This window comes from Thioalkalivibrio sp. ALJ15, assembly GCF_000383695.1.
Classification (GTDB): Bacteria; Pseudomonadota; Gammaproteobacteria; order Ectothiorhodospirales; family Ectothiorhodospiraceae; genus Thioalkalivibrio.
In genome coordinates this window covers 39451-65492 of the sequence record NZ_KB912057.1, presented here as the reverse complement: position 1 = coordinate 65492, position 26042 = coordinate 39451, and the positions used below count along the sequence as shown (strand labels likewise).

Annotated in this window: 24 protein-coding genes and 1 tRNA gene; 14 read left to right on the top strand and 11 right to left on the bottom strand. The window is 66.1% G+C overall.

Features of this window, described 5'->3' with window-relative positions; genetic code table 11:
• The first annotated feature begins 202 nt into the window (after nt 1-202).
• Nucleotides 203-278, top strand: a tRNA-Ala gene (locus G015_RS0103935).
• Nucleotides 279-321: 43 nt separating this feature from the next.
• Here G015_RS0103935 and G015_RS0103930 read toward each other — a convergent pair.
• From G015_RS0103930 to G015_RS0103890, 9 genes are all read right to left on the bottom strand, one after another.
• Nucleotides 322-2739 (bottom strand): bifunctional diguanylate cyclase/phosphodiesterase, encoded by a 2418-nt coding sequence (locus G015_RS0103930; RefSeq protein WP_020146189.1) that lies wholly within the window; start codon nt 2737-2739, stop codon nt 322-324.
• 106 nt (nt 2740-2845) lie between these two features.
• Nucleotides 2846-3292, bottom strand: coding sequence for a cyanase (gene cynS, locus G015_RS0103925; RefSeq protein WP_018649366.1), 447 nt, complete (start codon nt 3290-3292; stop codon nt 2846-2848).
• A 39-nt stretch (nt 3293-3331) separates the two neighbouring features.
• A complete protein-coding gene (locus G015_RS0103920) occupies nt 3332-4246 on the bottom strand; it encodes an ABC transporter ATP-binding protein (RefSeq protein ID WP_020146188.1) in 915 nt (304 codons plus the stop codon).
• Nucleotides 4247-4276: 30 nt separating this feature from the next.
• Nucleotides 4277-5122 (bottom strand): nitrate ABC transporter permease, encoded by an 846-nt coding sequence (ntrB, locus tag G015_RS0103915; RefSeq protein WP_018139110.1) that lies wholly within the window; start codon nt 5120-5122, stop codon nt 4277-4279.
• 3 nt (nt 5123-5125) lie between these two features.
• Entirely contained in the window at nt 5126-6586 is a 1461-nt protein-coding gene (locus G015_RS0103910; protein ID WP_020146187.1) for an ABC transporter substrate-binding protein, read from the bottom strand.
• 190 nt (nt 6587-6776) lie between these two features.
• Nucleotides 6777-8417, bottom strand: coding sequence for a sigma-54-dependent Fis family transcriptional regulator (locus G015_RS0103905; protein ID WP_018139108.1), 1641 nt, complete (start codon nt 8415-8417; stop codon nt 6777-6779).
• 143 nt (nt 8418-8560) lie between these two features.
• The gene (locus G015_RS0103900) at nt 8561-9400 is read right to left on the bottom strand and encodes an ABC transporter permease (RefSeq protein WP_018139107.1); all 840 of its coding nucleotides are present in this window, start codon (nt 9398-9400) and stop codon (nt 8561-8563) included.
• Nucleotides 9397-10680, bottom strand: coding sequence for an ABC transporter substrate-binding protein (locus tag G015_RS0103895; RefSeq protein ID WP_020146186.1), 1284 nt, complete (start codon nt 10678-10680; stop codon nt 9397-9399). Before G015_RS0103895 ends, G015_RS0103900 begins: the two co-directional genes overlap by 4 nt.
• A 59-nt stretch (nt 10681-10739) precedes the next feature.
• Nucleotides 10740-11564 (bottom strand): ABC transporter ATP-binding protein, encoded by an 825-nt coding sequence (locus tag G015_RS0103890; protein ID WP_018139105.1) that lies wholly within the window; start codon nt 11562-11564, stop codon nt 10740-10742.
• Nucleotides 11565-11999: 435 nt separating this feature from the next.
• On the opposite strand from G015_RS0103890, the gene G015_RS0103885 reads away from it, so the two are divergent.
• The 6 genes from G015_RS0103885 to G015_RS0103860 all read left to right on the top strand — a co-directional run bounded on the left by G015_RS0103885 (nt 12000) and on the right by G015_RS0103860 (nt 16702).
• Nucleotides 12000-12548 carry an OsmC family protein gene (locus G015_RS0103885; RefSeq protein WP_012982379.1) on the top strand — a complete coding sequence of 183 codons (549 nt, stop codon included), beginning with the start codon at nt 12000-12002 and terminating at the stop codon, nt 12546-12548.
• A gap of 33 nt (nt 12549-12581) precedes the next feature.
• Complete coding sequence (locus G015_RS0103880; RefSeq protein WP_018139104.1) at nt 12582-13721, top strand: acyl-CoA dehydrogenase family protein; 1140 nt, start codon at nt 12582-12584, stop codon at nt 13719-13721.
• Nucleotides 13722-13788: 67 nt separating this feature from the next.
• On the top strand, nt 13789-14169 hold the full coding sequence (locus G015_RS0103875; protein WP_018649374.1) for a DUF302 domain-containing protein: 381 nt from the start codon (nt 13789-13791) through the stop codon (nt 14167-14169).
• The gene (locus tag G015_RS0103870; protein ID WP_020146185.1) at nt 14169-15602 is read left to right on the top strand and encodes an FAD-dependent oxidoreductase; all 1434 of its coding nucleotides are present in this window, start codon (nt 14169-14171) and stop codon (nt 15600-15602) included. The genes G015_RS0103875 and G015_RS0103870 overlap by 1 nt, the downstream gene beginning before the upstream one ends.
• 132 nt (nt 15603-15734) lie before the next feature.
• Nucleotides 15735-16361: a hypothetical protein gene (locus G015_RS0103865; RefSeq protein ID WP_018174501.1), complete on the top strand. Its 627-nt coding sequence runs from the start codon at nt 15735-15737 to the stop codon at nt 16359-16361.
• A 26-nt stretch (nt 16362-16387) separates the two neighbouring features.
• Entirely contained in the window at nt 16388-16702 is a 315-nt protein-coding gene (locus G015_RS0103860; RefSeq protein WP_018139100.1) for a DUF2007 domain-containing protein, read from the top strand.
• Nucleotides 16703-16737: 35 nt separating this feature from the next.
• Here G015_RS0103860 and G015_RS0103855 read toward each other — a convergent pair whose 3' ends face one another.
• On the bottom strand, nt 16738-17523 hold the full coding sequence (locus G015_RS0103855) for a lytic transglycosylase domain-containing protein (protein WP_018139099.1): 786 nt from the start codon (nt 17521-17523) through the stop codon (nt 16738-16740).
• Between the two features lie 61 nt (nt 17524-17584).
• On the opposite strand from G015_RS0103855, the gene G015_RS0103850 reads away from it, so the two are divergent.
• Genes G015_RS0103850 through G015_RS14285 form a run of 3 tightly spaced genes read left to right on the top strand, consistent with a single transcriptional unit; the run spans nt 17585 to nt 19306 of the window.
• On the top strand, nt 17585-18391 hold the full coding sequence (locus tag G015_RS0103850; protein ID WP_018139098.1) for a biotin--[acetyl-CoA-carboxylase] ligase: 807 nt from the start codon (nt 17585-17587) through the stop codon (nt 18389-18391).
• On the top strand, nt 18384-19133 hold the full coding sequence (locus G015_RS0103845; protein WP_018139097.1) for a type III pantothenate kinase: 750 nt from the start codon (nt 18384-18386) through the stop codon (nt 19131-19133). Before G015_RS0103850 ends, G015_RS0103845 begins: the two co-directional genes overlap by 8 nt.
• Nucleotides 19133-19306 carry a hypothetical protein gene (locus G015_RS14285; protein ID WP_018649377.1) on the top strand — a complete coding sequence of 58 codons (174 nt, stop codon included), beginning with the start codon at nt 19133-19135 and terminating at the stop codon, nt 19304-19306. Before G015_RS0103845 ends, G015_RS14285 begins: the two co-directional genes overlap by 1 nt.
• Nucleotide 19307: 1 nt before the next feature.
• On the opposite strand, the gene G015_RS0103835 is transcribed toward G015_RS14285, so the two are convergent.
• Complete coding sequence (locus G015_RS0103835; protein ID WP_018139095.1) at nt 19308-20918, bottom strand: DUF255 domain-containing protein; 1611 nt, start codon at nt 20916-20918, stop codon at nt 19308-19310.
• Between the two features lie 167 nt (nt 20919-21085).
• Here G015_RS0103835 and G015_RS0103830 point away from each other — a divergent pair, with 167 nt between their 5' ends.
• The 4 genes from G015_RS0103830 to G015_RS0103815 all read left to right on the top strand — a co-directional run bounded on the left by G015_RS0103830 (nt 21086) and on the right by G015_RS0103815 (nt 26001).
• Nucleotides 21086-22033, top strand: coding sequence for a hypothetical protein (locus G015_RS0103830; protein WP_018649379.1), 948 nt, complete (start codon nt 21086-21088; stop codon nt 22031-22033).
• Between the two features lie 100 nt (nt 22034-22133).
• A protein-coding gene (gene prfB / locus G015_RS0103825; RefSeq protein ID WP_155987368.1) for a peptide chain release factor 2 occupies nt 22134-23229 on the top strand; the annotation gives its coding sequence in 2 pieces (ribosomal slippage) (nt 22134-22205 and nt 22207-23229; 1095 coding nt in all).
• Nucleotides 23230-23253: 24 nt separating this feature from the next.
• Nucleotides 23254-24744, top strand: coding sequence for a lysine--tRNA ligase (lysS, locus tag G015_RS0103820; RefSeq protein WP_020146184.1), 1491 nt, complete (start codon nt 23254-23256; stop codon nt 24742-24744).
• Nucleotides 24745-24855: 111 nt separating this feature from the next.
• On the top strand, nt 24856-26001 hold the full coding sequence (locus G015_RS0103815; RefSeq protein WP_018174506.1) for a PQQ-dependent sugar dehydrogenase: 1146 nt from the start codon (nt 24856-24858) through the stop codon (nt 25999-26001).
• The last annotated feature ends 41 nt before the right edge of the window (nt 26002-26042 follow it).

Genomic DNA, 26042 nt, shown 5'->3' with positions numbered 1-26042 from the left:
CCACGAAAATGGCACGTGTGGTCGGACAACGGCTGAAAAAGGTGCTAGGCATCGCGTTTTCCACCCGGTTCCGGGCCTGTGCTGGCACCCGGGATGGGGCGAGGAACGCCGCTTGGTCAGCCTGGGCAAGGGCGACGGGCAGGGATTACGCGACTGTCTCTTCCCGCGCTCGTCGGGAGTTGCTAGAATGCGCGCCTTGATTGGGGCGGTAGCTCAGCTGGGAGAGCGTCGCGTTCGCAATGCGAAGGTCGGGAGTTCGATCCTCCTCCGCTCCACCAATACATCAGAGAAAAGGCCTGCAGACGCAGGCCTTTTTTCGTTTCAGCTTCCGGTTTGGCGGGCGCTCGAAGGGTGGCTGGACTGCACCAGCTCGATCACTCGCTCGGGGGGCACGGGGGGCGTGGTCAGGTAGCCCTGCCAGGCATCGCAGCCCTGCGAGGCGAGAAAGCTCCGCTGGGCCTCGGTCTCCACGCCTTCCGCCAGCACGTCCAGCCCCAGGTTGTGGGCCATGCTGATGATCGCCATGGTCAGTTCCACGTCGTTGCGGTCCTCCGGCAGGTCGCGCACGAACGTCTGGTCGATCTTCAGGATGTCGATCGCGAACTCCTTCAGGTAGGCAAGCGACGAATATCCAGTGCCGAAGTCGTCGATCGCCAGCAAGACGCCAAGGGATTTCAGTTGTTCCAGTGTGCCGCGGGTGGCCTCGGCCTGGTGCATCAGGGTGCTCTCGGTAATCTCGAGGGTCAGACGGCGTGGTTCCAGGCCCGTGTTGCGCAGTACCTGACGAATCCGGCGCGGCAGGCCGGGCGCGGCGATCTGGTGTCCGGACAGGTTGACCGAGACCTCGAGCGGAGGGTGTCCGGAGCGGTCCCACTCGATCACCTGGCGGCAGGCCTGCTCCAGCACGAAGTCGCCGACCGCCCCGATCAGGCCGGTCTCTTCCGCGACCGGGATGAACACGTTCGGAGAGATCAGGCCTTCTTCCGGGTCGCGCCAGCGCACCAGGGCCTCGACCCCCGTGATGCGGCCGGTGGCCATCCGTACCTGTGGCTGATAGAAGACCTCGAGCTCGTCCTGCGCCAGGGCCCGGCGGAGGCGGTTCTCGATCTCCAGGCGGCGGCTCGCCGCCTCGGTCATCGAATGGCTGTAGAAGCGGAACGTATTGCGGCCGGCATCCTTCGCCTCGTACATCGCCGCATCCGCCTGAGTGATCAGCTCTCCGGCATCCCTGGCATGGTCGGGGAAAAGCGAGATGCCGATGCTCGCGCCCACCTGCAGGTCGCGCCAGCCCCCGACCGCGAAGGACTCCGCGATCAGCTCCAGCAGTTCGCGGGCGCGTGCCTCGACATCGGGCCGGTCGCGGATGTCATCGAGCACCACGATGAATTCGTCCCCGCCGATGCGTGCCACGGTCTGGGCCCGGAAGCGCTCTTTCAGGCGCTCTCCGAGGATTTGCAACAGCTCGTCCCCGACCGCGTGGCCCAGGCTGTCGTTGATGGTCTTGAAGCGGTCAAGATCCATGAACAGCACTGCTATTCGGTCCTTCTGGTGCCGGGCCTCGGCCATGGCGCTGTCCAGCCGCTGGTGCAGCAATACGCGGTTGGGCAGCTCGGTCAGCGGGTCGTGGCCGGCCTGATAGGCCAGGCGCGCCTCGTGCGCGCGCAGGCGCGATTCCGCCTCGCGCCGCTGGTCAACTTCCAGGGCCAATTGGGCGTTCAGCCGGCGGTAATGCACCACGGCCAGCGTCGAAAGCAGCAGCAGGGCCAGCAGAAACCCCAGCGGGATCTCCGGGCGGGCCTCCAGGAGCGCGCGGAGATCCAGCACTAGCGTCGGTTCGTAGGGCGGCAGGCCCAGCGTCTCGAACAACTGGTGCACCGGGGTGTAGGACAGGGGGGCCGACCAGCCGTGGTAGCCGCCTGCGCTGGCCGCGAGGTGATCGGCCGGCAGGCGCAGCAGGGCGATGGTGACCGCCTCCGCGATTGCATCGGGGGTGTGGTCCAGACGCGAGAAGGGCCATTCCGGGTACAGCCGGGTCGTGTGGGCCAGCGGGAATTCGGCGGTTTCGCGCGGCGGCAGTACTCGAAGGGCATCCGAGGGGATCTCGCCCGCTTCTATCAGCGATTCCAGCAGCCCGGTACGGACCATCCCGGCGTCGGCCTCGCCGGCAAGCAGGGCGTCGATCACCAGGCGGTGCGGCATCCCGGTGAAGGTGAGCGATTCGAGATCCTCGAACGGGTCGATCCCGGCGCGATGCAGTTCGAAATGGCCGGCCTGCCACCCCCCCAGCGAGTCCTGGTCTACGGCGAGCAGGCGCTGGCCACGCAGGTCGGGCAGGGTCTGCAGGTCTTCGCGCCCGGCGGGTACCAGGACCACGCCGCCGAACTGGCGGACCGGTTGGCCCTGCTCGCTCCCGATGAGGGTGGCCAGCCGGGTAATGCCCTGCTGCGCCTCCAGCCGCACGTAGTGTCCGGTGTTGGTCAGTACGAAGTCCAGCTCCCCCGATTCGACGGCGCGATTGAGGTCAGCGTAGTCGAGCGCACGGATCCGGAACGCGGCGTCGGAGATGCTTTCGCTCAGATAGTCGGCCGTGGGTTGCCAGCGCGCCTCGGTGGCCTCGAGGTCTTCGAAGGCGAGGACCCCGATCGTATGCACGTCGGGCGTATCGGTGATGGCCAGGGCGGGCGCAACAGCGGTCAGCAGCGCCAGCAGCGAGGAGAGCAGGGGTCGTGGCCAGAACATGGCAAGAGCCTACTCGATCTGGGGGAATGCCGCATGGGGGCGGGCGAGTGCGGTGCAAGGGGAGGGACCCCGCCGCCACGGGTCGGCGGCAGGGCGCACGGGCGGACTACCAGCTCTTGTAGGGCAGGAATTTTCCGTTCCAGGTGATCTTGACGCGGTCGCCCTTCGGGTCCTCGACCTTGTCGATATCCATGGTGAAGTCGATCGCGCTCATGATGCCGTCGCCGAACTTCTCGTGGATCAGCGCCTTCATGGTGTCGCCATAGACGTTGATCGCCTCGTAGAAGCGGTAGAGCACCGGGTCTGTCGGGATGGTCTTGTCCCAGTGCTTGTGCGGGAAGGCCTGCAGTGCCTGGGCAACCTCGGGCCCGAGGCCGAGGAAGCTCGCCAGTTTCTCGGCCTGGTCCGCCTCGAGGTGGTTCATGCCATAGCAGGCGGAGGTTACATAAACCTCGTGCAGGCCGGTGGCCTCGGCGATCGCGGCCCAGGTGCTACCGCGGTTCTCCTTGGCCTCGAGGATGGTGGTGGTCATGGCGGTCTTGCTGAGACTCATCGGGTAAGTCCTCTTGGTCGTGTTAGTGGATAAGGGTGTTCAAACGGCCCGGATCGCGGCCCGCTCCTGTGGCGCGGCGGACTCCGAGGGCTTCGCCGGATTGACATGGCGTGGCTCGTGGCGCGGATCCATACCCTGAGCGGCTTCCTGCTGGGCCTCCAGGGACATGTCCTTCGCGCGGTGTACGAGGAAGTCCACCAGGTGATTGCGGATCTTGTAGTAGTGCTCGTGCTGGTGGAGCGTGGCGCGCTCGCGGGGACGCGGGATGTCGATCTTCACCGACTCCGCGACCTTGGCGTGCGGGCCGTTGGTCATCAGCAGCACGCGGTCGGCCAGCAGGATGGCCTCGTCGACGTCATGCGTGATCATGAATACCGTCTGGTGGGTCTCCTGCCAGATCTTCAGCAGCTCCTCCTGGATCACGCCGCGGGTCAGGGCATCGAGTGCCCCGAACGGCTCGTCCATCAGCAGCAGCTTCGGCTCGATCGCAAAGGCGCGGGCGATGCCGACGCGCTGGCGCATGCCGCCGGAGAGCTGCGACGGCTTGCGGTCCATCGCGTGATCCAGCCCGACCATCTTCAGATAACGCTCGGCATGTTCCAGACGCTTCTGCTTGCTCCAGTTGGGCCAGCGGGCGCGCACCGCGAACATTACGTTGTCGCGCGCCGACAGCCAGGGCAGAAGGCTGTGGTTCTGGAAGATCACGCCCTGATCGAGGCTCGGACCCTTGATCTCCTTGTTGTCCATGATCACGTTGCCGTCGGTGGGCGAGGCCAGGCCGGCGAGCACGTTCAGGATGGTGGATTTGCCGCAGCCGGAGTGGCCGATCAGGCAGACGAACTCGCCTTTCTGGATCCCCAGATCTACCCCCTCGAAGACCGTCATCAGGTCGTCCGAGTCGGGCTGCGGGAAGCGTTGGCTCAGATTCTCGATTTCGAGGAAGCCCTTGCTCATGGTTGTACTCCTGGTTGGGCTGCGCCGACGCTAGTCGGCGTAGCGCACGAGTTTGGTGGCCTGGGCGAGGCTGAGATCCAGCAGGAAGCCGATGATGCCGATCATCACGATCGCGAAGATCACGCTGGCCAGGTCGAGGTTGTTCCACTGGTTCCAGATGTAGTAGCCAATGCCGGTGCCGCCCACGAGCATCTCGGCGGCCACAATCACCAGCCAGGCGATGCCGATGGAGATGCGCATCCCGGTCAGGATGGTCGGGGCCGCGGCGGGCAGGATCACGGTGAACGCCGTGCGTACCTTGGACAGCTCGTGGGTCTTGGCCACGTTCAGCCAGTCATTGCGCACCGATGCGACGCCGTAGGCCGTGTTGACCAGCATGGGCCAGATCGAACAGATGAAGATCACGAAGATCGCCGAGATGTTCGAGTCACGGATCACGAACAGGGCCAGCGGCATCCAGGCCAGAGGCGATATGGGCTTGAGCACCTGGATGAACGGGTCAAAGGCCTTGTTCAACAGCGGCGACATGCCGATCACGAAGCCGAACGGAACGGCGATCAGTGCGGCCAGGAAGAAGCCCAGCAGGACGCGATAGATCGAGTACCCCAGCTGGATGCCGATGCCCTTGTCGTTCGGGCCGGCATCGTAGAAGGGGTTGCTCAGCTCGGAAACGGCGTGGCTGATCACCTCGGACGGTGCGGGGATGCCGCTGGAGCCGCGTTGCCCGCCGCCCCCGGTCAGCATTTCGTACTCGCTGAGTTCCTCCTCCTGGATCATCAGGACCTCCGGGGCGGTGGCCAACTGCCACACGCCCAGGAAGAACAGCAGGATCACAACCGAAAGTACTCCGGCTCGAAAGTTGAGATTGCTCAACATGGCTTAGCTCCTGCGCATTTCGAAGCTTTCGAGATAGCCTTCCGGGTCGGTGTAGTCGAACACCTTCCCCATGATCTCGAAGTTCTTGTAAGTGTCGCTCGGCGGTTCGTAGCCCAGCTCTTTCATCACCTCGGCACACTCGCTGGCGAGGAAGACATCCTCGGCGAGCCGGTTGTAGTCGAAGTCGCGACTCACATAGCCCCAGCGCTTCATCTGCGTGAGGATCCAGGTGGCCATCGAATGCCAGGGGAACGGGTCGAAGTCGATCCGGTGCGGGTCGTCCTGCACGTTGCCCAGGCCGTCGGCGTAGCGGCCGGTCAGGACCTGGCGCACCACCGGCTCCGGCTGGTTCAGATAGGCACGGGGCGAAATGACCTTGGCGATCTCGGCCCGGTTCTCGATGTCGGACGAGTACTGGGTGGCATCGATCAGCGAGCGGAACAGTGCCCCGAAGGTGTTCGGGTGTTCCTCGGCCCAGGCCGCGGAGCAGGCGAAGGCGCAGCAGGGATGACCGTCCCAAATCTCTTTGGTCAGCATGTGAATGAAGCCGATCTCGTCCCAGACCGCGCGCTGGTTGAACGGGTCGGGGGCCAGGTAGCCATCGATGTTCTCGGCGCGCAGGTTGGCGACCATCTCCGGCGGCGGGATCACGCGAATGCTGATGTCCTGATCAGGGTCCAGGCCGTGTTCCGCGACCAGGTAGCGCAGCAGGAAGTTGTGCATCGAATACTCGAACGGTACCGCGAAGCGGAAGCCCTTCCAGTCCTTGGGATCGCGCTTGTCTTTGTGCTTGTTGTGCAGCGTGATTGCCTGGCCGTTGATGTTCTCGATCGCCGGCATGATGAAGTGCTCGCGGCTGGACGAGCTGGTGCCCAGCGTCATCGACAGCGGCATTGGCGAGAGCATGTGCGAGGCGTCGTATTCGCCCGAGAGGGACATGTCGCGCGCGACCGCCCAGCCCGCCGTGTTGATCACGTCGACGTCCAGGCCGTAGCGCTCGTAGAAGCCCATCGGGTGGGCCATGATGATTGGCGTGGCGCAGGTGATCGGCACGAAGCCGATGCGCAGCTTGGTCTTCTCCAGCGGCCCGCCGTCCTTGATCGCGGCCTTCACCTTGTCCAGCGGCATGACCGAACCCAGCGCCGCGGCCAGGGTGCCGCCACCCAGCATCTGCAGGAAACGCCGACGATTGATCTCGTTGTGGCCGAACATGCCGCGCACTACCGCGCTCTCGACCGCGCGGTCGATCAGGGCCTCTTCGTCCAGCGTGCCCTGGGCCTTGTGCTCCGCATGGTGCGGCTCGGTCGTGGCGAATTCGCCGTTGTCCATTCGGCGTTCGAGGTTGGGGTCGGCCGTGTCGAAGCAGCTGCACTGACCTGGGCCGTGGTGGCCGTGGCGGCAGGCGCTGTCGTGGCGCAGGTCCGAATTGGCGTCAAACGGGTCGCTTAGGCTCTTGGTCGGCATGGCGATGTTCTCCTGGGTGGACGGATTCAAAACGGGGCGGTTGCGCCGCCCATGCCCAAGGGGTTGCAGAAGCCATGCCAAGAAGGGAAATGACGATTTGTGGGGAGGCGGCGGGGAGGTGTCTGGCGACACTTGGTCGACACTCTGGACAGAGTGGACAAAGTGTCCCTATTAAACGGCTTGATCGCTTCTAAGTGACTTCTATGCCGAGTTTTTTCAGGCGGTAGCGTAGCTGGCGCGGGGTCAGCCCCAGGCCGAGTGCGGCCCGCGTCTTGTTGCCGCTGGATTCCTCGATGGCGCGCAGCAGACGCTCGGCCTCGGATGCATGGACACGCTGGTAGGGACGCACCACGCTGGTGCGCTGTGCGTCATCGTTGGGCGCCAGGGGTGCGGGATTGACCGCTGGCGGGGCAGCCGCCTCGGCGGGGGTTCGAGTGGGCTCGTGGGGGCTGATGCGCGATTCCTCGTGCAGGATCTCGTCGATCAGTGCCGTCGTGATGCGGCCGTCGCTGGAGAGTAGAACGGCGCGTTCCAGCACGTTCTCCAGTTGACGGATGTTGCCCGGCCAGTCGAAGGCCTCAAGCCGTTCCAGCACGCGTTCGTCCAGCACCACGTTCCAGCCGTGCAGATGGGTGAAGCGGTCGAGGAAGTGCCGTGTCAGCAGGCGGATGTCGCTGGCACGGTCGCGCAGGGCGGGCATGTGGAGCGGGATCACGTTCAGACGGTAGAACAGGTCGAGCCGGAATTCGCCCGCGTTGACGGCCGCCTGCAGGTTCTTGTGGGTGGCGGCCACGATGCGCACGTCCACCGGGATGTCACGATTGCCCCCGATAGGCTGGACCACGCGCTCCTGCAGCACGCGCAGGATCTTCGACTGCAACGCCTCCGGCATGTCGCCGATTTCGTCGAGGAACAGCGTGCCGCCGTCGGCCAGCGCGATCTTCCCGGTCTTGGCGCTGCTGGCACCGGTGAATGCTCCCTTTTCGTGGCCGAACAGCTCCGACTCCAGCAGGTCGGCCGGGATGGCCGCGCAGTTAAGCGATATGAAAGGGCGGGCGTTGCGCTGGCTGATCCGGTGGATCATGCGCGCGACCTTCTCCTTCCCCGTCCCCGAGTCCCCTGTGATCAGGACCGTGGCCTGGGTATCCGCAATGCGGTGGACCTGCTTGAGCACATGCTTGAGGGCGGGGCTCTCGCCGAGGATGCCGTACTGCCCGCCCTGGGTATCCAGCGCGCTTTTGAGGTAACGGTTTTCCGATACCAGTTCGGCGGTGCGCTCGGCGATCAGCTGATTAATGCGCAGGACCTGGCCGATCATGCTGGCGATCACGCGCAGCACGTTCAGGTCGTCCTGGAACTGGCGCGAGCGTCGGCGCAGGCGGTGCACGCCGAGTACACCGATCGCGTGTTCGTCTTGCACGATGGGTACGGCGATATAGGCGACCGTCTCCTGCGGCAGGGTGGCGCGGTCGATCGCGCGGGCCAGGTACTCCGGCTCGTTGTCGATATCCTGGATCAGCGCGATCTGGCTGGTCTTCATCACGCGCCCGGTCACACCCTCGCCGAGGCTGTAGCGACCCCGTTCGCGCTCGGCATCGGTGAGCCCGTAGGCATGGCGGATACGGAGCTTGCCGGTGTCCGGGTCCGGCAGCAGTACGCGGCCCCGGTTCAGCCCCAGCAATTGCGACATCATCCCGAGGATGCGGTAGATCGCGGCGTCGGGATCGCCCGAACGGCCCATCAGCTTGGCCACCTCCAGCAACAGGGTGATCTCCTGTTCGCGGGTGGCCAGGTCGGGTGCAGCCGGTTCGGAAAGCGAGTGCAGTGCCATGGGTGGGTATATGCAGAAAGCCTGCCAGCCCGTATTTCCTGTCATAAGGCGGTCTGGGAGGCGGTTTTGTGGTCCGTTGTGGTGCCGTCTGCCTCGCCGCGGGGCGTGTATTGCACCGCGGCGAGGCTTGCGACTTGCTAAATCTAGCTCTCGGCGTGGTAGCTGCTGCGCTTGATCAGGCGCACGCAGATCGCGTCGAGCATGTAGCCGATGATGCCGATCACCAGCACGAAGGCTGCGAGCTTGTCGTACTCCAGCGTGTCGCGGGCATCGTTGATCGCATAGCCCAGCCCGGAGGTGACACCGAGGTACTCGGCGGGAACCAGCACGATCCAGGCCACACCTACCGCCAGGCGGATGCCGGCAAACACATCCTGGGCGATCGCGGGCATCACGATGTAGCGCAGGGTGTGGATCGGGTTGGCCCCGAGGTTGGAGCCCACCTTCAGCCACATCGGGTCGATGCGCTGGACGCCATGGGCCGTGGCATAGGTGATCGGCCAAATCGCGGCGATCGCGATCAGGAAGATGATCGCCCCGTCCCAGGTGGCGAAGGCCAGCACCGCAATCGGCATCCAGGCCAGCGGCGAGATCATGCGCAGGAACTGGAATGGCACATGGGTGATCTGCTTCAGCGTCAGGAAGTAGCCGATCATCACGCCCATCGGCACGCCGATCGCGATGGCATAGAACAGGCCCCAGCCCACGCGGTACAGGCTGGACTCGATCGGTTTCCAGACGTTGCCGGAGCTGACCAGGTCCCAGAACGCCGTGAGAGTCGGGCCGGGGGCAAAGCTGGCGAACGCCATCGTGTCCTCGTTATTGGCGATCAGCCAGCCGCCCCACCACCACAGGGCGAAAAGCCCGGCGATGCCCACCGCCGGGTATTGCACCCGGCGCCGGACCTGATCCGCCAGCCGCAGGAACGGGATCATCCGTTCCAGGGCCGGGTTCAGCTCGTTCATCGTGGCTTCGCGGTTCATAGCGCGATCACCTCCTCGCGCTCGAACGGCGAATCGAGGTTTACGCCGGGCGCGCCGTGCCAGGCGGTGTGCTTCTCCATTGCCTTCTTGACGAACTCGTAGTTCACCAGGTCCTCGGTCACGAAATCGGGATCCAGGTCCTGGAGGAAGGTGGTGTCGCCACCGACCAGCGTCTCGTTCATCGCGCTGACCAGATACTTGGTCGCGGACGGATAGGGCCAGGGCGAGAAGTCGATGCGACCGTTGCCCCAGTCGGCGTTGCGGATCGCGCCGCTGTCGGTGTAGGTGGAGTCGTTGGTGTAGTTGGTCATGGCCCGCTCGACGACACCGGCTGGCATTGGCAGGTAGCCCTTGCCGTCACGCGAGAGCAGGGTGGCGACCGCCTTCTTGTCCTCCTGGATGGTGCCCTGGGCGCGGACCACGGCGTTCATGACCTTCTGCGTCCATTCCGGCTCGCGGTTGGTCAGGCGTTCGTTCATGCAGATCACGCAACAGGGGTGATTCTTCCAGATGTCGCCGGTAAAGCGCAGCAGGTTGCCGTGGGCCAGCATCTCGCCTGCCGCGTTGAAGGGCTCGGCCACGATAAAGGCATCGATAGAGCGCGCGGCCAGGGCCGGCGGCATATCCGGCGGCGGCATCAGCATCAGGTTGACCTCGTGCGACTCCAGCGCCGCCCCCTGGTCGCGGATCACCGGGGTCAGACCGGCGTCGCGCAGGGCCATCTGCATCACCACGTTGTGCATCGAGTACCAGTAGGGCACGGCAACGCTCTTGCCGCCGAGGTCCGAGAAGTCCTTGACCTCTACGTGGCGCCCGGTGACCACGGCCGATCCGTTGATATGGGCCCAGGACATGATCTTGACCGGGAAATCGTTCTGATAGCGCATCCACAGGGGGATGGGCTTCAACAGATGCACGAGATTGAAGCGGTTGGCGGCGAAGGACTCGATCAGCGGCGACCAGCCCCGGATCAGCGTCGGATCGGCGACCTCCAGGCCCTCGTCCTCGAAATAGCCCTCGGAGTGGGCCACCAGCAGCGCGGCGGCATCGGTGATCGGGATGTAGCCGATCCGCACCACGCCGTCGAAGTCACGGGTGATCCCTTCGGGCTCTTCCAGGCCATCCGGCTCGGCGCCGAACAGCGACCCCGGCAGGGCGAGACCGGTGCCGGCCAGGCCGCCGACGGCGGCGGTGCGCAGGAAGTTGCGCCGCGAGAAATTGGTCGACAGCAGTTGGTCGAGCTCGCGGTCGATATCGTGGTGGTGGTCGCAGTTGCACATGACGGTGGTTCCTTTTTTGGCGATGACGGGGACGACGGGTATCGGTTGGTTGCGGGTATTCAGGCCGCGCGGATCCGCGCCTGACGACGGCTGGATTCGCTTTCGGATTCAGCGCGGGGTTGCACCCCGGAGCCGCCCGGGTGGCGAGTGGCGCCGAAGAACTCCATGAGCTCGCTCTTGAGATCCACGAACTGATGGCTGGCGCGATCACGGGGGTAGGGGAGTTCCACCTTCAGCTCGGCGGTGATCGTGCCGGGGTTGGAGCCCATGACCAGCACGCGGTCGGCCATTGCGACGGCCTCGTCGATGTCGTGGGTGACAAACACCACCGAGATGCCGCGTTCACGTGCCAGGCGCGTGACCTCGTCCTGCAGGGCGACACGGGTGAAGGCGTCCAGTGCGGAGAACGGCTCGTCCAGCAGCAGCAGTTCCGGGTCCGTCGCCAGGCTGCGGGCCAGCGCGACGCGCTGTTGCTGCCCCCCCGAGAGCGACTGCACGTTGACCTCGGCCTTGTCCGCCAGGCCCACCGTGTCCAGGAGCTGATCGATGCGCTCCTTCAGACCTTTCCGGCGACCCTGGAAAATCAGCCCCAGAGAGGCGTTCTTGCGCACGGTCATCCAGGGGTACAGCGAAGGCTTCTGAAACATCATGTTCCAGCGCGGGCTGGGCTTGATGACCTGCTGGCCGTTGATGCGCACGCAGCCGTCGCTGGGCAGCAGCAGCCCGGCGAGCATATGCAGCAGGGTGGATTTGCCACAGCCACTCTGGCCGATCAGGGCGACGGTCTCGCCCGGCGCGACGGTGACCTCGATGTCCTTCAGGGTCGGATCTTCCTGACCCGGATAGTGGTGGGTGATGTAGTCGATGGAGATGGCGGCGCCCATGGCATTTCCCTCGTAAGCCTGCGTACATGTGCCGCCCGGTGGACGGCGCGTTCACAGGTGTCCTTACAAGGGGCGTGCCAAACCTCGCGGTGAGATCGCCCGAGGATTCCCGGGCCCTCCGATAAACGGCGACGTGGAGCCGTTCCGCAGGTCTTGAATCACGGCGGGGGTGGGGCATCTGTGGGTGTCGAACGGGCCGGGCCGTCCGGCGTGTCGCGGACAAAGACGACAAAGTGTCCGGCTTGGGCGACAAAGCGGACAAATCGTCCGGCCCGGATGGTTGGTCAATTTGTCGTGTTCAGGTGGAAATCGCTTCATGAAGCCGTTCTTCGGTGGTTGGCACAGCTTCTGCACTGCGATGGTCGACCCGGCGCGATCCGGGATGGTCACCACAGCCGGTGGCCCTGACCGCCAACCATCGAGAGGAGCTACACCATGTCCACTGCCGAAGCCACCACCACCCTGTCCATGAACGCGCTGGAGCCGATCGACCAGAACGGTCTCAACGATCTGGCTGCCAAGGGCAAGGCCAATCCGGAAAGCATCGTCACTCTGAAGGCCACCACGGTCTGCGAGGGCAAGTTCCGCAACCTGACCTACGTGCGCGATCTGGATGCGCATGTGATCGACGAGCCGCCGCACCTGCTGGGTGACGACACCGCCCCCAACCCCTCCGAGGCGGTACTGGCCAGCCTGGGCGCCTGTCTTTCGGTCGGCATGCACGCCAACGCCATCGACCGCGGCATCACGCTGACCAAGCTGGAACTGACGCTGGAGGGCGACATCAACGTGACCGCCGTGTGGGGTGTGGGCGATACCGACGTCAACAAGCGCCTCGGCTTCACCGATATCCGCGTGAAGGCGCACCTGGAGGGCGATGCCAGCGAGGAGCAACTGAAAGAGTTGGTGGCCCATGCCGACTTCTGGTCGCCCGTGGCCAACACCATGCGCAACCCGGTTGGTGTCAGCGTCGAGCTGGCCTGAACCACCTGCCATCCCGAACGGGAGAGAGAACCCATGTTGCAGACCCGTACTGACGAACAGACGGGGGTGTCGCCGGCCGCAGGGCCGGCGGACGCCGATGCCCCGCTGAAGGCGCTGGTGGAACGCGAACTCGCGCCGCTAACCGCCCGCATCGATCGCGAGGGCGTCTACCCCGAGAATTTCCTGCGCGAGGCGGGTCGCCTCGGCGCATTCAATCGACACCTGGCCAGCCAGAACGCGACCGGTACGACGGACATTGCCGGCGCGATCCGCGCGACCGAGGTGATTTCGGCCGAGTGTATGACCACAGGCTTTGTGGCCTGGTGCCAGAACGCCTGCGCCTGGTACGCGGAGAACAGTGACTCCGACGTGCTCAAGCGCGAGGCCCTGCCGAAGCTCGCCAATGCCGAGGCGCTGGGCGCGACCGCTCTGTCCAATCCGATGAAGTGGTTCGCCAACATCGAGGAGTTGAAGCTGAATGCCGAGCGCGTCGATGGCGGCTATATCGTCTCCGGCGCGCTGCCCTGGGTGTCCAACCTGGGCGAGGACCATTATTTCGGCGCGATCTTCCGTACCACTGATGCCAACCCGCGTCCGTTGATGGCGCTGATCAACTGTGCCGATCCCGGTTTCAGCCTGACGGCCTGCCCCGAGTTCACCGCGCTGGAGGGCTCGCGCACCTTCGGTTGCCACTTCGACCGGGTGTTCGTGCCGGATGCCCATATCCTTGCGGACCCTCTGCCGGAGTACATCCGCCGCATTCGCCCCGGTTTTGTGCTGCTGCAGATGGGCATGGGGCTGGGCCTGATCGATGGCTGCATCGAGACCATGCGCGAGTCCAACGAGACCCTCGCGCACGTGAATGGCTATCTGGATGACCAGGTCGGCGAGCTGGAGGAGGCCCTGGCGGATGCCCGCAGTGCCTGTTACGCGCTGTCGGAGACACCGTTCGATGACTCCGAGCGCTTCTTTGCCGATGTGCTGCAGATGCGACTGACGGGCTCCGAGCTGTCGCTGCGCGCCTCGCAGTCGGCCCTGCTGCACTGCGGCGCGCGGGGCTACAAGGCGGACGCGGCGGCCCAGCGCAAGCTGCGCGAGTCGTACTTCGTCGCGATTGTGACGCCCGCGATCAAGCACCTGCGCAAGGAGCTTGCGCGGATCCACGCGCACTGAACCGGTGCCCTCGAACCCGCGTGGCCCCGGTGAAGCCGGGACCGCGCCCCGAATGCAAGGAATCCCCATGTTGGAAATCACCACCCGACTGGACCCCGAGACCGCCGTGGAACGGCTGAAGCAGGCGATCGAAGCCCAGGGACTGAAGCTGGTCTCGCACATCAACGGCCAGGCCAATGCGGCAAAGATCGGGGTCGAGGTCCCTACCGACCAGATCCTCGAGGTCTTTCACCCGAGCTACGCGGTGCGCGTGTGGCAGGCCTGCAAGCCGGCCGGCATCGATATCCCGCTGCGCATCCATGTGTCGGGTCACGGCGATGTCCTGCGTGTTAGCACGCGTTCGGCGCGCGATGTGTTTGCGCCCTGGGCGAGTCCCGAGCTCGACACCATTGGCGCGGAGCTGGATCCGAAGCTGCAGGCGATTCTGGACACTCTGGAGGCCGCGTGATGACTACCGAAACCGACGACTACAAGCGCTATATCTGCAAGGTCTGCGGCTATATCTACGACGAGGCGAAGGGTGATCCCGACTCCGGCCTCGCGCCGGGCACCCGCTTCGAGGACATCCCCGAGGACTGGTACTGCCCGGACTGCAACGTGACCAAGGCGGACTTCAGTCCCTTCGAGCCGCGGGCCGAGTCCACCGACGCGGTCTCCGCCGCAAGCGCCTGGAGTAGTGGCCCGCGCGGCGACGATCCCGACGCGGTCGTGATCGTGGGTGCCGGCATGGCCGGCTGGGCCCTGGCCGAGCGCCTGCGGGAGCAGGACCCGCGCCGCACCATCCGCATGATTACCGCGGACAGTGGCGACTATTACACCAAGCCGCGGCTGTCGAACGCGTTTGGCCGCGAGACCGCGCTCGACGAACTGGTCGAGGAGGGCGGGCAGCAGCGCGCGGGGCGTCTGGGTGTGGAGCTGATGCCGTTTCTGCGCGTGCTGGGCATCGATCGCGACCGCCAGCGTGTGATCACGGCCCGGGGGGGTATCCCCTATGGCCAGCTGGTGCTGGCCACCGGTGCCCGCCCGCGCCGCATCGAGTTTCCGGGGGACGCGCCGGCCCCGCTGGCCGTGAACACCCTGGATGACTACTGTCTGCTGCGCGAGGCACTGGAAGCGCCGGGAAAGAGCCCGGCCGAGACGCCGGTGGCCATCATTGGGGCGGGTCTGGTGGGCTGCGAGCTGGCCGATGACCTGGCCAGGGGAGGTTTCCCGGTCACGCTGATCGAATGCGCCACACAACCACTCGCGGGGCTGTTGCCGTTGCCCATGAGCCGGGACCTCGCCGCAGCCCTGGAGAAGAGTGGTGTCGATTTGCGGCTGGATGCCAATATCGTTGGCCTGAACAAGGGAGGGCCGGGGACGACCATCGAGCTGCAGGACGGCGAACCGGTCCAGGCGGCGGTGGTGCTGTCCGCACTGGGGCTTGAGGGTCAGAACGACATCGCCCGGGCGGCTGGTCTGGACTGCGGCCTCGGGGTCCGCGTGAATGCACAACTGGCGACCTCCGATGCGGCGATCTTTGCCCTCGGCGACGGCTGCGAGTTTGCCGGCCGGTTGCGCCCGTACGTGGAGACGCTGCGCGACCAGGCGGCGGTGCTGGCTCGAACCCTCGGTGGCGACGTGACGGAGTATGTGCCCGGACCCGGTACGGTCCAGGTGAAGACCACAAGCCTGCCCCTGAATGTCTGTCCGCCGCGCGACGTCGCTCGAGGCGCTTGGGTCGAGACTGAATCCACTCCCTCCGGTCGCCAGCTGGAGTTCCATGCCGACGGTGTGCTGGCCGGGTTCGCGGTGTCAGGGTCCCTGGCGCGGCGCGCGGCCGACCTGGAGGCCCGGCTGGGACAACCCGTGGGTGCCGAGCGGCCGCGCATGGCCAGCTAACAGGTGAGATGGCCGTTGGCGGCAAGGCCCCGGCCGGCGTGGAAGAACCGAGTGCTGTACGGGGTGTTCGTTATACTGGGGCGCTGATGCATTTACGCGATGGCCGTTCCATCGTCGGCAGGAGAGAACGCCTTGGCCAGTTTTACGATCACCTTGCATGCCCGTGCGGCGGACGAGCCCGAAATTCAGCGCGTGTCCGTGACTGCGGGCGAGGACGAAGAGCTGCCGGAGTACGGCCAGGTCTGGGTATGGGACATCCTCTACGCCCAGCAGCTGTTTGCCCTAGGCGAGACGCAGACGGCTCAGCAGCTGAAGGAGGCCCTGGAGCTGTGGGCCGTGAATATGTCCAGCAAGGTATTCCAGCCGCATGGCCACATCCTGGCGAAGGGCTACCTGGACCTGTCGGAAGACCTGAAGCTGATCAGCGGTGACGAGGAACGCCCGGTCGCGGCTGACGGTGATCGCGAGATCGTCGTGACCGTGACCGGTCAGGCCGGCCAGCTGCCGGATGTCGCGGTCAGCCCGGAGGCGCTCGAGGCCGAGGAGCGCAAGAACCTCGTGCTGGGCCTGGGGCAGTTTTTCAATTTCGACAACCCGATGTTTGCGCGCGAGCTGCCGATCCATGTGCTCGCGATGCGCAAGTATCACGCCGACGTCCATGAGCCGCACACCCGCGAGGCCCTCGACGAGGCCCCGTTCTATGCCATCCAGAAGGCGATGGAATACTTCCAGGCAGCCAACCAGGGCACGGTGCAATAGGACGTACTGACTGCTAGGGTCGGGTCATGCGTACCGTTTACACCGCTGCCGACCCGGTGATGGCCGGGTTCATCGAGAATCTCCTGAAGGAGGCCGGCATCCCCGCTTATGTCGCCCAGGCCGGGCTTTATGGCGCCGCCGGCGAGATCCCGCCGACCGAGTGCTGGGGGCGGGTGATGGTGGTGCACGAGGCCCAGGCCGAGCAGGCCCGCGAGCTGATCGTGGAGTACCTGGAAGGCGAGCCGGAGCACGACGGGAAGGAATGGAAGTGCTCGCGTTGCGGCGAGCGGATCGAGCCGCAGTTCACCCAGTGCTGGAACTGCGGGCGCGAGCGGCGCTGATTCTCCACCACTAGTCCGCTACGCAGGGCGTCTTTCTAGCGAATCCCGTTACCCGAGCCGTACTGGGCCCGTACCCGCTGGATGTAGGTCTGGGTTTCGGGGAAGGGCGGTACGCCGCCATGACGCTCCACCGCCCCGGGGCCCGCGTTGTAAGCGGCCAGGGCCAGGTCCAGATCCCCGTCGAAACGCTGCAGCATCTCGGCCAGGTAGCGCGTGCCGCCATGGATGTTCTGGGCTGGGTCGAAGCGGTCGGTCACGCCCAGGTCGGCGGCGGTGGCCGGCATCAGCTGCATCAGGCCGTGCGCACCCACCCGCGAGACGGCCTCGGGGTCGAAGCAGGACTCGACGTGAATCACGGACTGTACCAGGGCCGGGTCGACACCGTTGTGACCCGCGGCGGCGCGGATCAGCTCGGCGAACTCGCCACCGCCGCTGGCCAGGGCCTGGCGGGCCCTTTCGCCGCAGCGCGCCCGGGCTGTCGGGCGGCCGTAGGTGGCGATCAGGTTCATGTTGGCGTTTTGGCTCCGCTGGTTGGTGACCAGACGCTGGCCGTCCGGGCCCTCGAACACGAAGATCTCGCTGGGCGACCAGCTACCCCCTGAAGCCGTTCCGCTCTGGCTGGCAGAGGTGCCGGGACGCTGGGGCGAAGGCACGGTCTCGTACTCGATGCCCTCGGGGCGCTGGTCCGTAATCACGCGGGCACCCGTGGCGTCGTAGTAGGTGTAAAGGTCGGCCTGGGCGGGCAAGGCGAGGACGCCGGCGGCCAGCAGCAACGCCGGCAGTCCGCCCGCGAAACGCTTACCATATGCACGATTGCGCAACCGAATCCCCCCCCTTGTCGCCCACGTCCGAATGAACGCTCCCCAGACGACCGATCCCATTATGGCGCCGGAAACTGCGCAACTGGAAGGGCTGCTGCGCGAGGCCCTGGCGGGAACCGCGCTGGAACCGCCGCTGGTGGAGGTGCTGGAACGGGTGGACTCCACCAATGCACGACTGCTCGACCCCGCGCAGATGCATGCCGGCCCCAGGGTGTGTCTGGCGCGCGAGCAGCTGGCTGGGCGGGGGCGACGAGGCCGGGCCTGGGTGGCGCCCCCGGATGCCGGCCTGGCCCTCTCGCTCTCCTGGCCGATTGCCGCCAACCAGCCGGTGCCTGCGGCCTATCCGGTCGGCGTGGGGATCGGGGTCATCCGCGCGCTGGAGGCGCTCGGTGTGGAAGGCCCGGGTCTCAAGTGGCCGAACGACCTGGTGGTAGGCGCTGCGAAGCTGGGCGGTATCCTGGTCGAGCAGCGGCTTCCCCGGCCGGATCGGCCCGGGCGCCTGGTGGTGGGGGTCGGGCTCAATCGCCGGGGTTCCGGAGCGCTCGGCCTGGATCGCGAGGTGACCGACCTGGAAGCCCTGTCAGACGGGCAGGGGCCCGACTGGCTGGCGCTGGCGGCCGAGGTGACAGGCTGGCAGATGCGCCTGCATTCGCTGCTGATGGCACAGGGGCTGGCGGCGCTGGCGGACGATCTCGACCGCCTCGATGTGCTGGCCGGACGCCCCATCCAGGTACCGGATACGGGCCTGTCGGGCATTGCCCGGGGCATTTGCCTGGATTCGGGGCGTCTGCGCGTCGAGGATGAGGCGGGCGTCCTGCATCATCTCGACGCAGGAGAAGTATCCATCCGGAGGGCTGGGCATGCCTGACTGCGCGCTGATCGACATCGGCAGTACCCGAATCAAGTGGCAGCGCCGCGACGCGGCCGGTCATGTGCTGGACGAGGGCACAAGCCTCGCGATTGATGATTGTGCTCAGGCGCTGAAAGACGCTGGTCTGGCGATCTGGGCCGCCCGTGTCGGCAGCCCGGAGCGCCAGGCGGCGCTGGAAGACGCGGTGGGGGCGGCGGTACCCATCCACTGGGTGGGAACGCACGGGGGCGGGCGCTATGGCGTGCGCAGTGATTATGCCGAAGGCCAGCTGGGTGTGGATCGCTTCTGTGCACTGGTGGCGGCCCGGGCGGAAGGGCCGGGGCCCTGCGTGCTGGTGGATGCGGGAACCGCGATTACGGTCGACCTGCTGGATGCCGAGGGTCGGCATCGGGGCGGGTACTTGCTGCCGGGGCGACAGCTGGGCTGGGATTCGCTGCAGGCCCGGCTGGCCGACCGCGTCGCTCCGCGCGATCCGGGTGGCTGGCCCGCGACCCTCGACTCGACACCGGGGCTTGGTAGCGAACAGGGCCTGGAGCGCGGACTGACGCTGGGTCTCTCCGGCGCGGTCGATCGCCTGATCGTCGAGGCCCGCACCCACCTGGGCAATGACACCGTCTGCTGGCTACACGGTGGGGATGCATCCTGGCTTGCCGGGCAGCTCACCGAATTCGTCACTCTGCGCGAGAACCTCGTGCTGGAAGGCCTGTGGCAGATTGCACGCGCGGAGGGGGGCTCGTGATGCGCTGGTTCGTCGTGCTGTTGCTGCTGGCGAATCTTGCCCTGTTTGGCTGGAGCTGGCAGCAGGGGCACTGGAACGGCGACCCTTACGCCGACGTGCCCCCACCGGAGCGGGGTACGCAGATGCTCGACGAGGGCGATGTGCGGATTCACCCGCTCGACGGGGGCGACTAGGTCAGTCGTCCAGTCCCGGGATGCCGGCGCGCAGGGCCTGGAAGCCGATGGCCACGTCGTCGGGATCGGCGCCGGGTTCGATGTGCAGCCGCGCGCGAACCTTCTCCGGATCGATGTGGGATTCTTCTACGATCTCTTCCGGCAGACGGTGCAGCCACCAGGCCAGTGCAGCCTGACTGCGCGTCTCTGACCACGGTTCAAGGTCCGATCCGACACGCTCGGCGTGCGCCTCCAGCTCCTCGTCAAAGAACGGCTTCAGGCGGTCCAGCGCGGCGACCGGATCGGGCAGATCGGGCTTCTCGCCCTCCAGCGCCTCGATCGCGCGGGCCAATTCGAGGCGGGCGATCTCCGGCCAGATCTGTGCGGGCAGGTATCCCTCCATCGCCGGGCGCCCGTCGGCGGTGATGCCGTGCAGGAAGCCGGCCTCTGTGCCCAGGTACCGGTCCAGGGCCTGCATGGCCTCGCGCGCCCAGTCGAGGGTGTCCTCGTCCTCCATGACCCGGGCCATGTTGGCCAGGGCGGCAATCGCCTGGCCGGAGCTGTCCGCATAGGTGTTGCGGTCCACCCGCGGGGGATCGGTCTCCAGCCGTTCTTCCGGGTCGAGCTGGTAGTAGTCGCGATCCGCATACTGGCTATTGCCGAAGCGCGACTGAGCCTCGTCCCAGAGCTGGTCGCGCAGATAGTCGCGAATACCGCGGGCGAATTCGGCGTGATGTTCCTTGCCGAAGCGCTCGTAGGCCTCGGCATACAGCCAGAGGAACGCGGCGTTCTGGTCCAGTCGTTTGGAGGTTTCGAGGGCCAGGACCGGATCGCGTTGATCCCAGTCGTGGAAAAAGAAGAATCCTCCCTCCACTCCGTCGTACAGGTCGGCGGCGATCTGGTCGAGCATGGCGGGCATGCGGTCTTCCCAGTCCGCCTCGTCGAGCAGGAAGCGATAGGTCCAGGGCTGCGGGCGTTTGCTCAGCGTGCCGAAGGCCGCGCTGCCGCTCAGGCGGTGGCCGGAGCGGTCGTAGACCTCGTCGAGCATCTCGCGGAAGCGGTCGAGGTCATTGATCGCGGCGTCGTCCGGCGTGATCTCGCGGCCGGTGACCGAGAACATGTCCCGCTGGGCCTCCAGGATGCCCTGCAGGTCGCGTGGATTAACATGCCCGGTAAAGCGGGTGAGCATCTCGTCCTCGTGGTTCACGATCACCACAAACGGCAGACCCCGACCACCGTAGCGGCGGAACAGGTCGGCGCGCTCGTCGAGGTCGACCAGGACCGGGATGTAGTGCTGATCGATGGTGTCGACGACGTCGGGGTTCTCCAGCGACTCGTCCTGGAAGTCGCGGCACCAGGTGCACCACTGCCCGTGAAAGTAGAAGAAGATCGGCCGTTCGAGCTCCTTCGACTCCTCGAACAGTTCGCTGTCCCAGGACTGCCAGTCGATCTGGGAGCCTTCCGGGTAGTCATCCACCTCGAAACCGTTGTCGGGCCCGTTATCCGGGGCCTCGGCGGGTCCGGCCGCGCCTTGAGCACCAACAATGCCCGCAAGGCCCAGCAGAACAAGGCCCAGGACGGGACTGGTCCACCCGCCGATGGTGGCGACTGCAAAAAATTTGTGCTCGTCCATGGCGCACCTGGAGATTTGGGCTGCTTACTACGGTAGACCACAATCAAGGGGTTGCCGTTCCTCGGGAGACATCCGCCTCGGTGGTAGCATGGCCGTGGATCAAGCCACGGGGGGATCGAGATGCGCCTTTGCAGGGGAGGGACGGCCGCGACGAGGGGAGACCCGAGATGGCGAGGGTGACGCTTCTGCTGCCCGGATTGTTTCGGCGTGCCGAGGCGGCCTTGCCGAAGGACGGCGAGGATCCCCCGGGAATCCGGCATCTGGCGCGCTGGCTGGGCCGAGCACGCCCGCTGGTAGCTGCGCCGGCGGATGCCCGGGAGGGCTGGGAGGTCCAGCTCGCGCGGCGGCTGGGCTTCGAGCAGCCGGTCTCGGGATCGCGCCTGTGGCTGGCCTGGCCCGTGCGGCTGACGCCCGGGATGAAGGACCTGGTCGCGGATCCGGTCTTCGAGGTCCACCGGGAAGAGCGCGAGGCGCTGTGGGAGGCCGCGCGTCCGGATCTGGAAGCGGCGGGGGCCACGCTGCGGCTGTCGTCGGCTGGGCTGTGGCTCCTGGAAATGGAGGGCGAGGGGGATGGAGCGGGCGAGCCGCCCTCAGCGGGCTGGGGTCGCTCGATGAGCCGGGGTGCGATGGACAGTGACGTCGCGCGCCGTCTGCAGGTCCTAAACAACGCCCTGCAGATGACCTGGTTCCAGCATCCGGTGAACCAGGCGCGCGAGCAATCCGGGCGCGAGCCCGTTCACGGGCTGTGGTTCTGGTCACCGGGGCGTCCAGAGGGCGCCACGGCCGTGCGCGCGGTCTGTGGCGGTGGGCCTGTCGCGCACTTTCTGGCGGACTGGACGGCGCTTGACTGGAATCCGGATCCGGCCGCCGCGGCGGAGGCGGTGCGCGATACCGTCGTGGTACTGGATGCCCTGGCAGGCGCGCGCGATCTCGAACGCCATGCGGAGGTGATGCAGTCCCTGGCCGATGACGTCGTACGGCCTCTGCTGCCTCTGCTTCGGAAGGGACACCTGGAGGCGCTGGAGTTTCACGATCCGCTTGCGCGCTCGGAGCCGCCCAGGGTGCTGGAACGCCGGGACAGCCTGGCCTTCTGGCGGCGCGCGCGAGTCCTCTGACGCACCCCGTCCGGTTGGACCCGAGTGCGCCAGACGCCGGGTCAGGGGTGTTATACTGCGCGGCTTTTCTGCCCACCCGCACACCGGAAATCGACGCATCATGGAACTGAATCCGCTGTATACCCAGATTGATGACCTGAAAGGCCGCCTGGAAGGCCTTAGGGGGTATCTTTGACTACCCGGTCAAGGAAGAACGCCTAGAAGAGGTCCAGCGCGAACTGGAAAACCCGGACATCTGGAACGACCCGGATCGTGCGCAGGCGCTGGGCAAGGAACGCGCCCAGCTCGAGAACATCGTCGTCAACATCCGCGAGATCGGCACGCAGCTGGCCGACAGCCGCGACTTGCTGGAGATGGCCGAGGCCGATGACGATGCCGAGACGGCAGCGGCGGTGGAGGCCGACGTCGCGGCCCTGACCGCGCGGGTCGAGGCACTGGAGTTCCGGCGCATGTTCTCCGGCGAGATGGACGAGGCCAACGCCTATCTCGACATCCAGGCCGGCTCCGGCGGCACCGAGGCCCAGGACTGGGCCAACATCCTGTTGCGCATGTACCTGCGCTGGGCCGAGAACCACGGCTTCAAGACCGAGATCATCGAGCTCTCCGAGGGCGATGTCGCCGGTATCAAGAGTGCGACTGTGCGTATCGAGGGCGAATACGCCTTTGGCTGGCTGCGCACCGAGACCGGCGTGCACCGCCTGGTGCGCAAGTCGCCGTTCGACTCGGGCAATCGCCGGCACACCTCGTTCGCGTCGGTGTTCGCCTCGCCGGAGGTGGACGACAGCTTCGAGATCGAGATCAACCCGGCCGATCTGCGCGTGGATACCTACCGCGCCTCCGGGGCCGGTGGGCAGCACGTCAACCGGACTGAGTCGGCCATCCGCATTACCCACGAGCCCTCCGGCATCGTGGTGGCCTGCCAGAACGACCGCTCGCAGCACAAGAACCGCGACACGGCGATGAAGCAGTTGAAGGCCAAGCTCTACGAGATGGAGATCCAGAAGCGCAACGCCGAGAAGCAGGCGGCCGAGGACGCCAAGTCCGATATCGGCTGGGGCAGCCAGATCCGTTCGTATGTGCTCGACCAGTCGCGGATCAAGGACCTGCGCACCAGCGTGGAGGTCGGCAACACCCAGGCCGTGCTCGACGGCGACCTGGACCAGTTCATCGAAGCCAGCCTTAAGAGTGGGCTGTAACGCTTTCTTTTACCGGGATTCCCGATGACCGAGATTACCGACGAGAACAAGCTGATCGCCCAGCGTCGCGCCAAGCTGAACGAGCTGCGCGAGGCCGGCCCGGCCTTCCCCAACGACTTCCGCCGCGATGCCCTGGCGGCCGATCTGCACGCCGCGCATGACGACACCGAAGGCGAGGCGCTGGAGGGGCAGGGGATCCGCGTGACCGTGGCCGGGCGCATGATCGGCAAGCGCGTGATGGGCAAGGCGAGTTTTGTCCGCCTGCGCGACCAGTCCGGGGATATCCAGCTGTTCGCCCAGCGTGACAGCCTGCCGGAGGGTGCCTACGCGGCCTTCAAGCACTGGGACCTGGGCGATATCGTCGGCGGGCAGGGCACGCTGTTCAAGACCAAGACCGGCGAGCTGACGGTCCAGTTGGACGAGCTGCGCCTGCTGACCAAGAGCCTGCGCCCGCTACCGGAGAAGTTCCACGGCCTGACCGACCAGGAACAGCGCTACCGCCAGCGCTACGTGGACCTGATCACCAGCCCGGACAGCCGCGAGCTGTTCCGCACCCGCACCCGGATCGTGCGCTACATCCGCGAGTACTTCGAACGCGAGGACTTCATCGAGGTGGAGACCCCGATGATGCAGGTGATCCCGGGCGGCGCGACCGCGCGGCCGTTCGCCACGCACCACAATGCGCTGGACATGCCGCTGTATCTGCGTATCGCGCCGGAGCTGTATCTGAAGCGCCTGGTCGTCGGCGGCTTCGAGAAGGTCTTCGAGATCAACCGCAATTTCCGCAACGAGGGGCTGTCCACCCGGCACAACCCCGAGTTCACCATGCTCGAGTTCTACGAGGCCTTCGTCGACTACCACGCGCTGATGGACCGCACCGAGACGCTGCTGCGCGGGCTGTGCGAGAACGTGCTGGGCACGACCACCATCGAGTACCAGGGCGAGGCCTACGATTTCGGTCAGCCGTTCACGCGCATGACGGTGCGCGAGGCGATCCTCGAGCACAACCCGGAGATCACCAGCGAGGACCTGGCCGATATCGACAAGGTACGCGCCCACTGCGAGCGCCTGGAGATCCCGATCAAGGCGAGCTTCGGCCTCGGCAAGCTGTGGACCGAAATCTTCGAGTACACCGCCGAGAACAAACTGCGTCACCCGACCTTCATCACCGCCTATCCGACCGAGGTCTCGCCGCTGGCGCGGCGCAACGACGAAGACCCGTTCGTGACCGACCGCTTCGAGCTGTTTGTCGGCGGGCGCGAGATCGCCAACGGCTTCTCCGAGCTCAACGACCCCGAGGACCAGGCCGAGCGCTTCCAGGCCCAGGTCGCGGAGAAGGACGCCGGCGACGACGAGGCGATGCACTATGACGCCGACTACATCCGCGCCCTGGAATACGGCCTGCCACCCACGGCCGGCGAGGGCATCGGCATCGACCGCCTGGTGATGCTGCTGACCAACAGCGCCTCCATCCGCGATGTGCTGCTGTTCCCGCACCTGCGCCCGGAGGCCTGAAGCCGCCCTTTCTCCGCCGAGACCGTGCCGACGGGCAAGCCGATTGCGGGAACACCGGGAAACCCTGTCGGTCGCATGGTTGTGGTTTCACGGAAAGAACGGGAGGTTGTCATGGCGAATTACGGCCCTGTCTGGCGCAGTCTGGTTGGTACTGCGGCCGCCACGGCGCTGCTGGCCGGTGGTGCCCAGGCCGGCGAGACGGTCGAGTCCGGCATCAGCACCGAATACGAGCAGTTCGATCTGGTGCGGGTTGCGGGCGATCTGGAACACCCGTGGTCGGTGGCATTCCTGCCCGGTGGAGGCTATCTGGTCACCGAGCGTACCGGCGCGCTGAAGCACATCCGCAGGAACGGCGAAGTCCGCGAGGTGGCGGGTGTGCCGGATGTGGTGGCCCGCGACCAGGGCGGGCTGCTGGATGTGTCCCTTCACCCGGACTTCCGTGACAACGGCTGGGTATACCTGACCTATTCCTCTGGTGACGAAGATCAGTCCTACACTGCGATGGGCCGTGGCCTGTTGGAGGATGGCGAGCTGCACGACTTCGAGAAGCTCTTCGAGCAGGATCGCGGGGGCAGCAATCATGGCCACTTCGGTTCTCGCCTTGCCTGGCTCGCCGACGGCACCCTGCTGATGACCATCGGCGACCGCCGCCAGGAGGAGCCGGCCCAGGACCTGTCCAGCCACACCGGCAAGCTGCTGCGCCTGACCGAGGATGGCGAGGCCCCGGCCGACAACCCGTTTGCCGACCGTGACGACGCCCAGCCGCACATCTATTCTTACGGCCTGCGCAACTCGCAGGGGCTGGTGGTCGATCCCGCCGATGACACGATCTGGCTGACCGATCATGGTCCACGCGGCGGGGACGAGCTCAATCGGATGGAGGCTGGCGGTAACTACGGCTGGCCGGGTGTCACACGTGGACGTGAATATCCGACGGAGCGCCCGTTTGGAGATGCCCGTGAATCGGACGATGTGATTCCCCCGATCTACGAGTTCCTGCCTACGCTGGCGCCCTCCGGGCTGGCGCTGATCACCTCGGATCGCTTCGAGGCCTGGGAGGGTAATCTGCTGGCCGGCGGCCTGCGCGCCGAGCGTATCCTGCGCATCGTGATCGAGGACGACGAAGTTGTGCACATGGAGGAGCTGCTGCATGGCAAGATCGGGCGCATCCGTGATGTGCGCGAGGGCCCGAACGGGCATATCTACGTGCTGACAGACGAGTCCGACGGCGGGCTGTACCGGATGGAGGCCCGCTAGCGTCACCGGGCCTGCTGGCGGATACGAAGGTCCGGACGGTA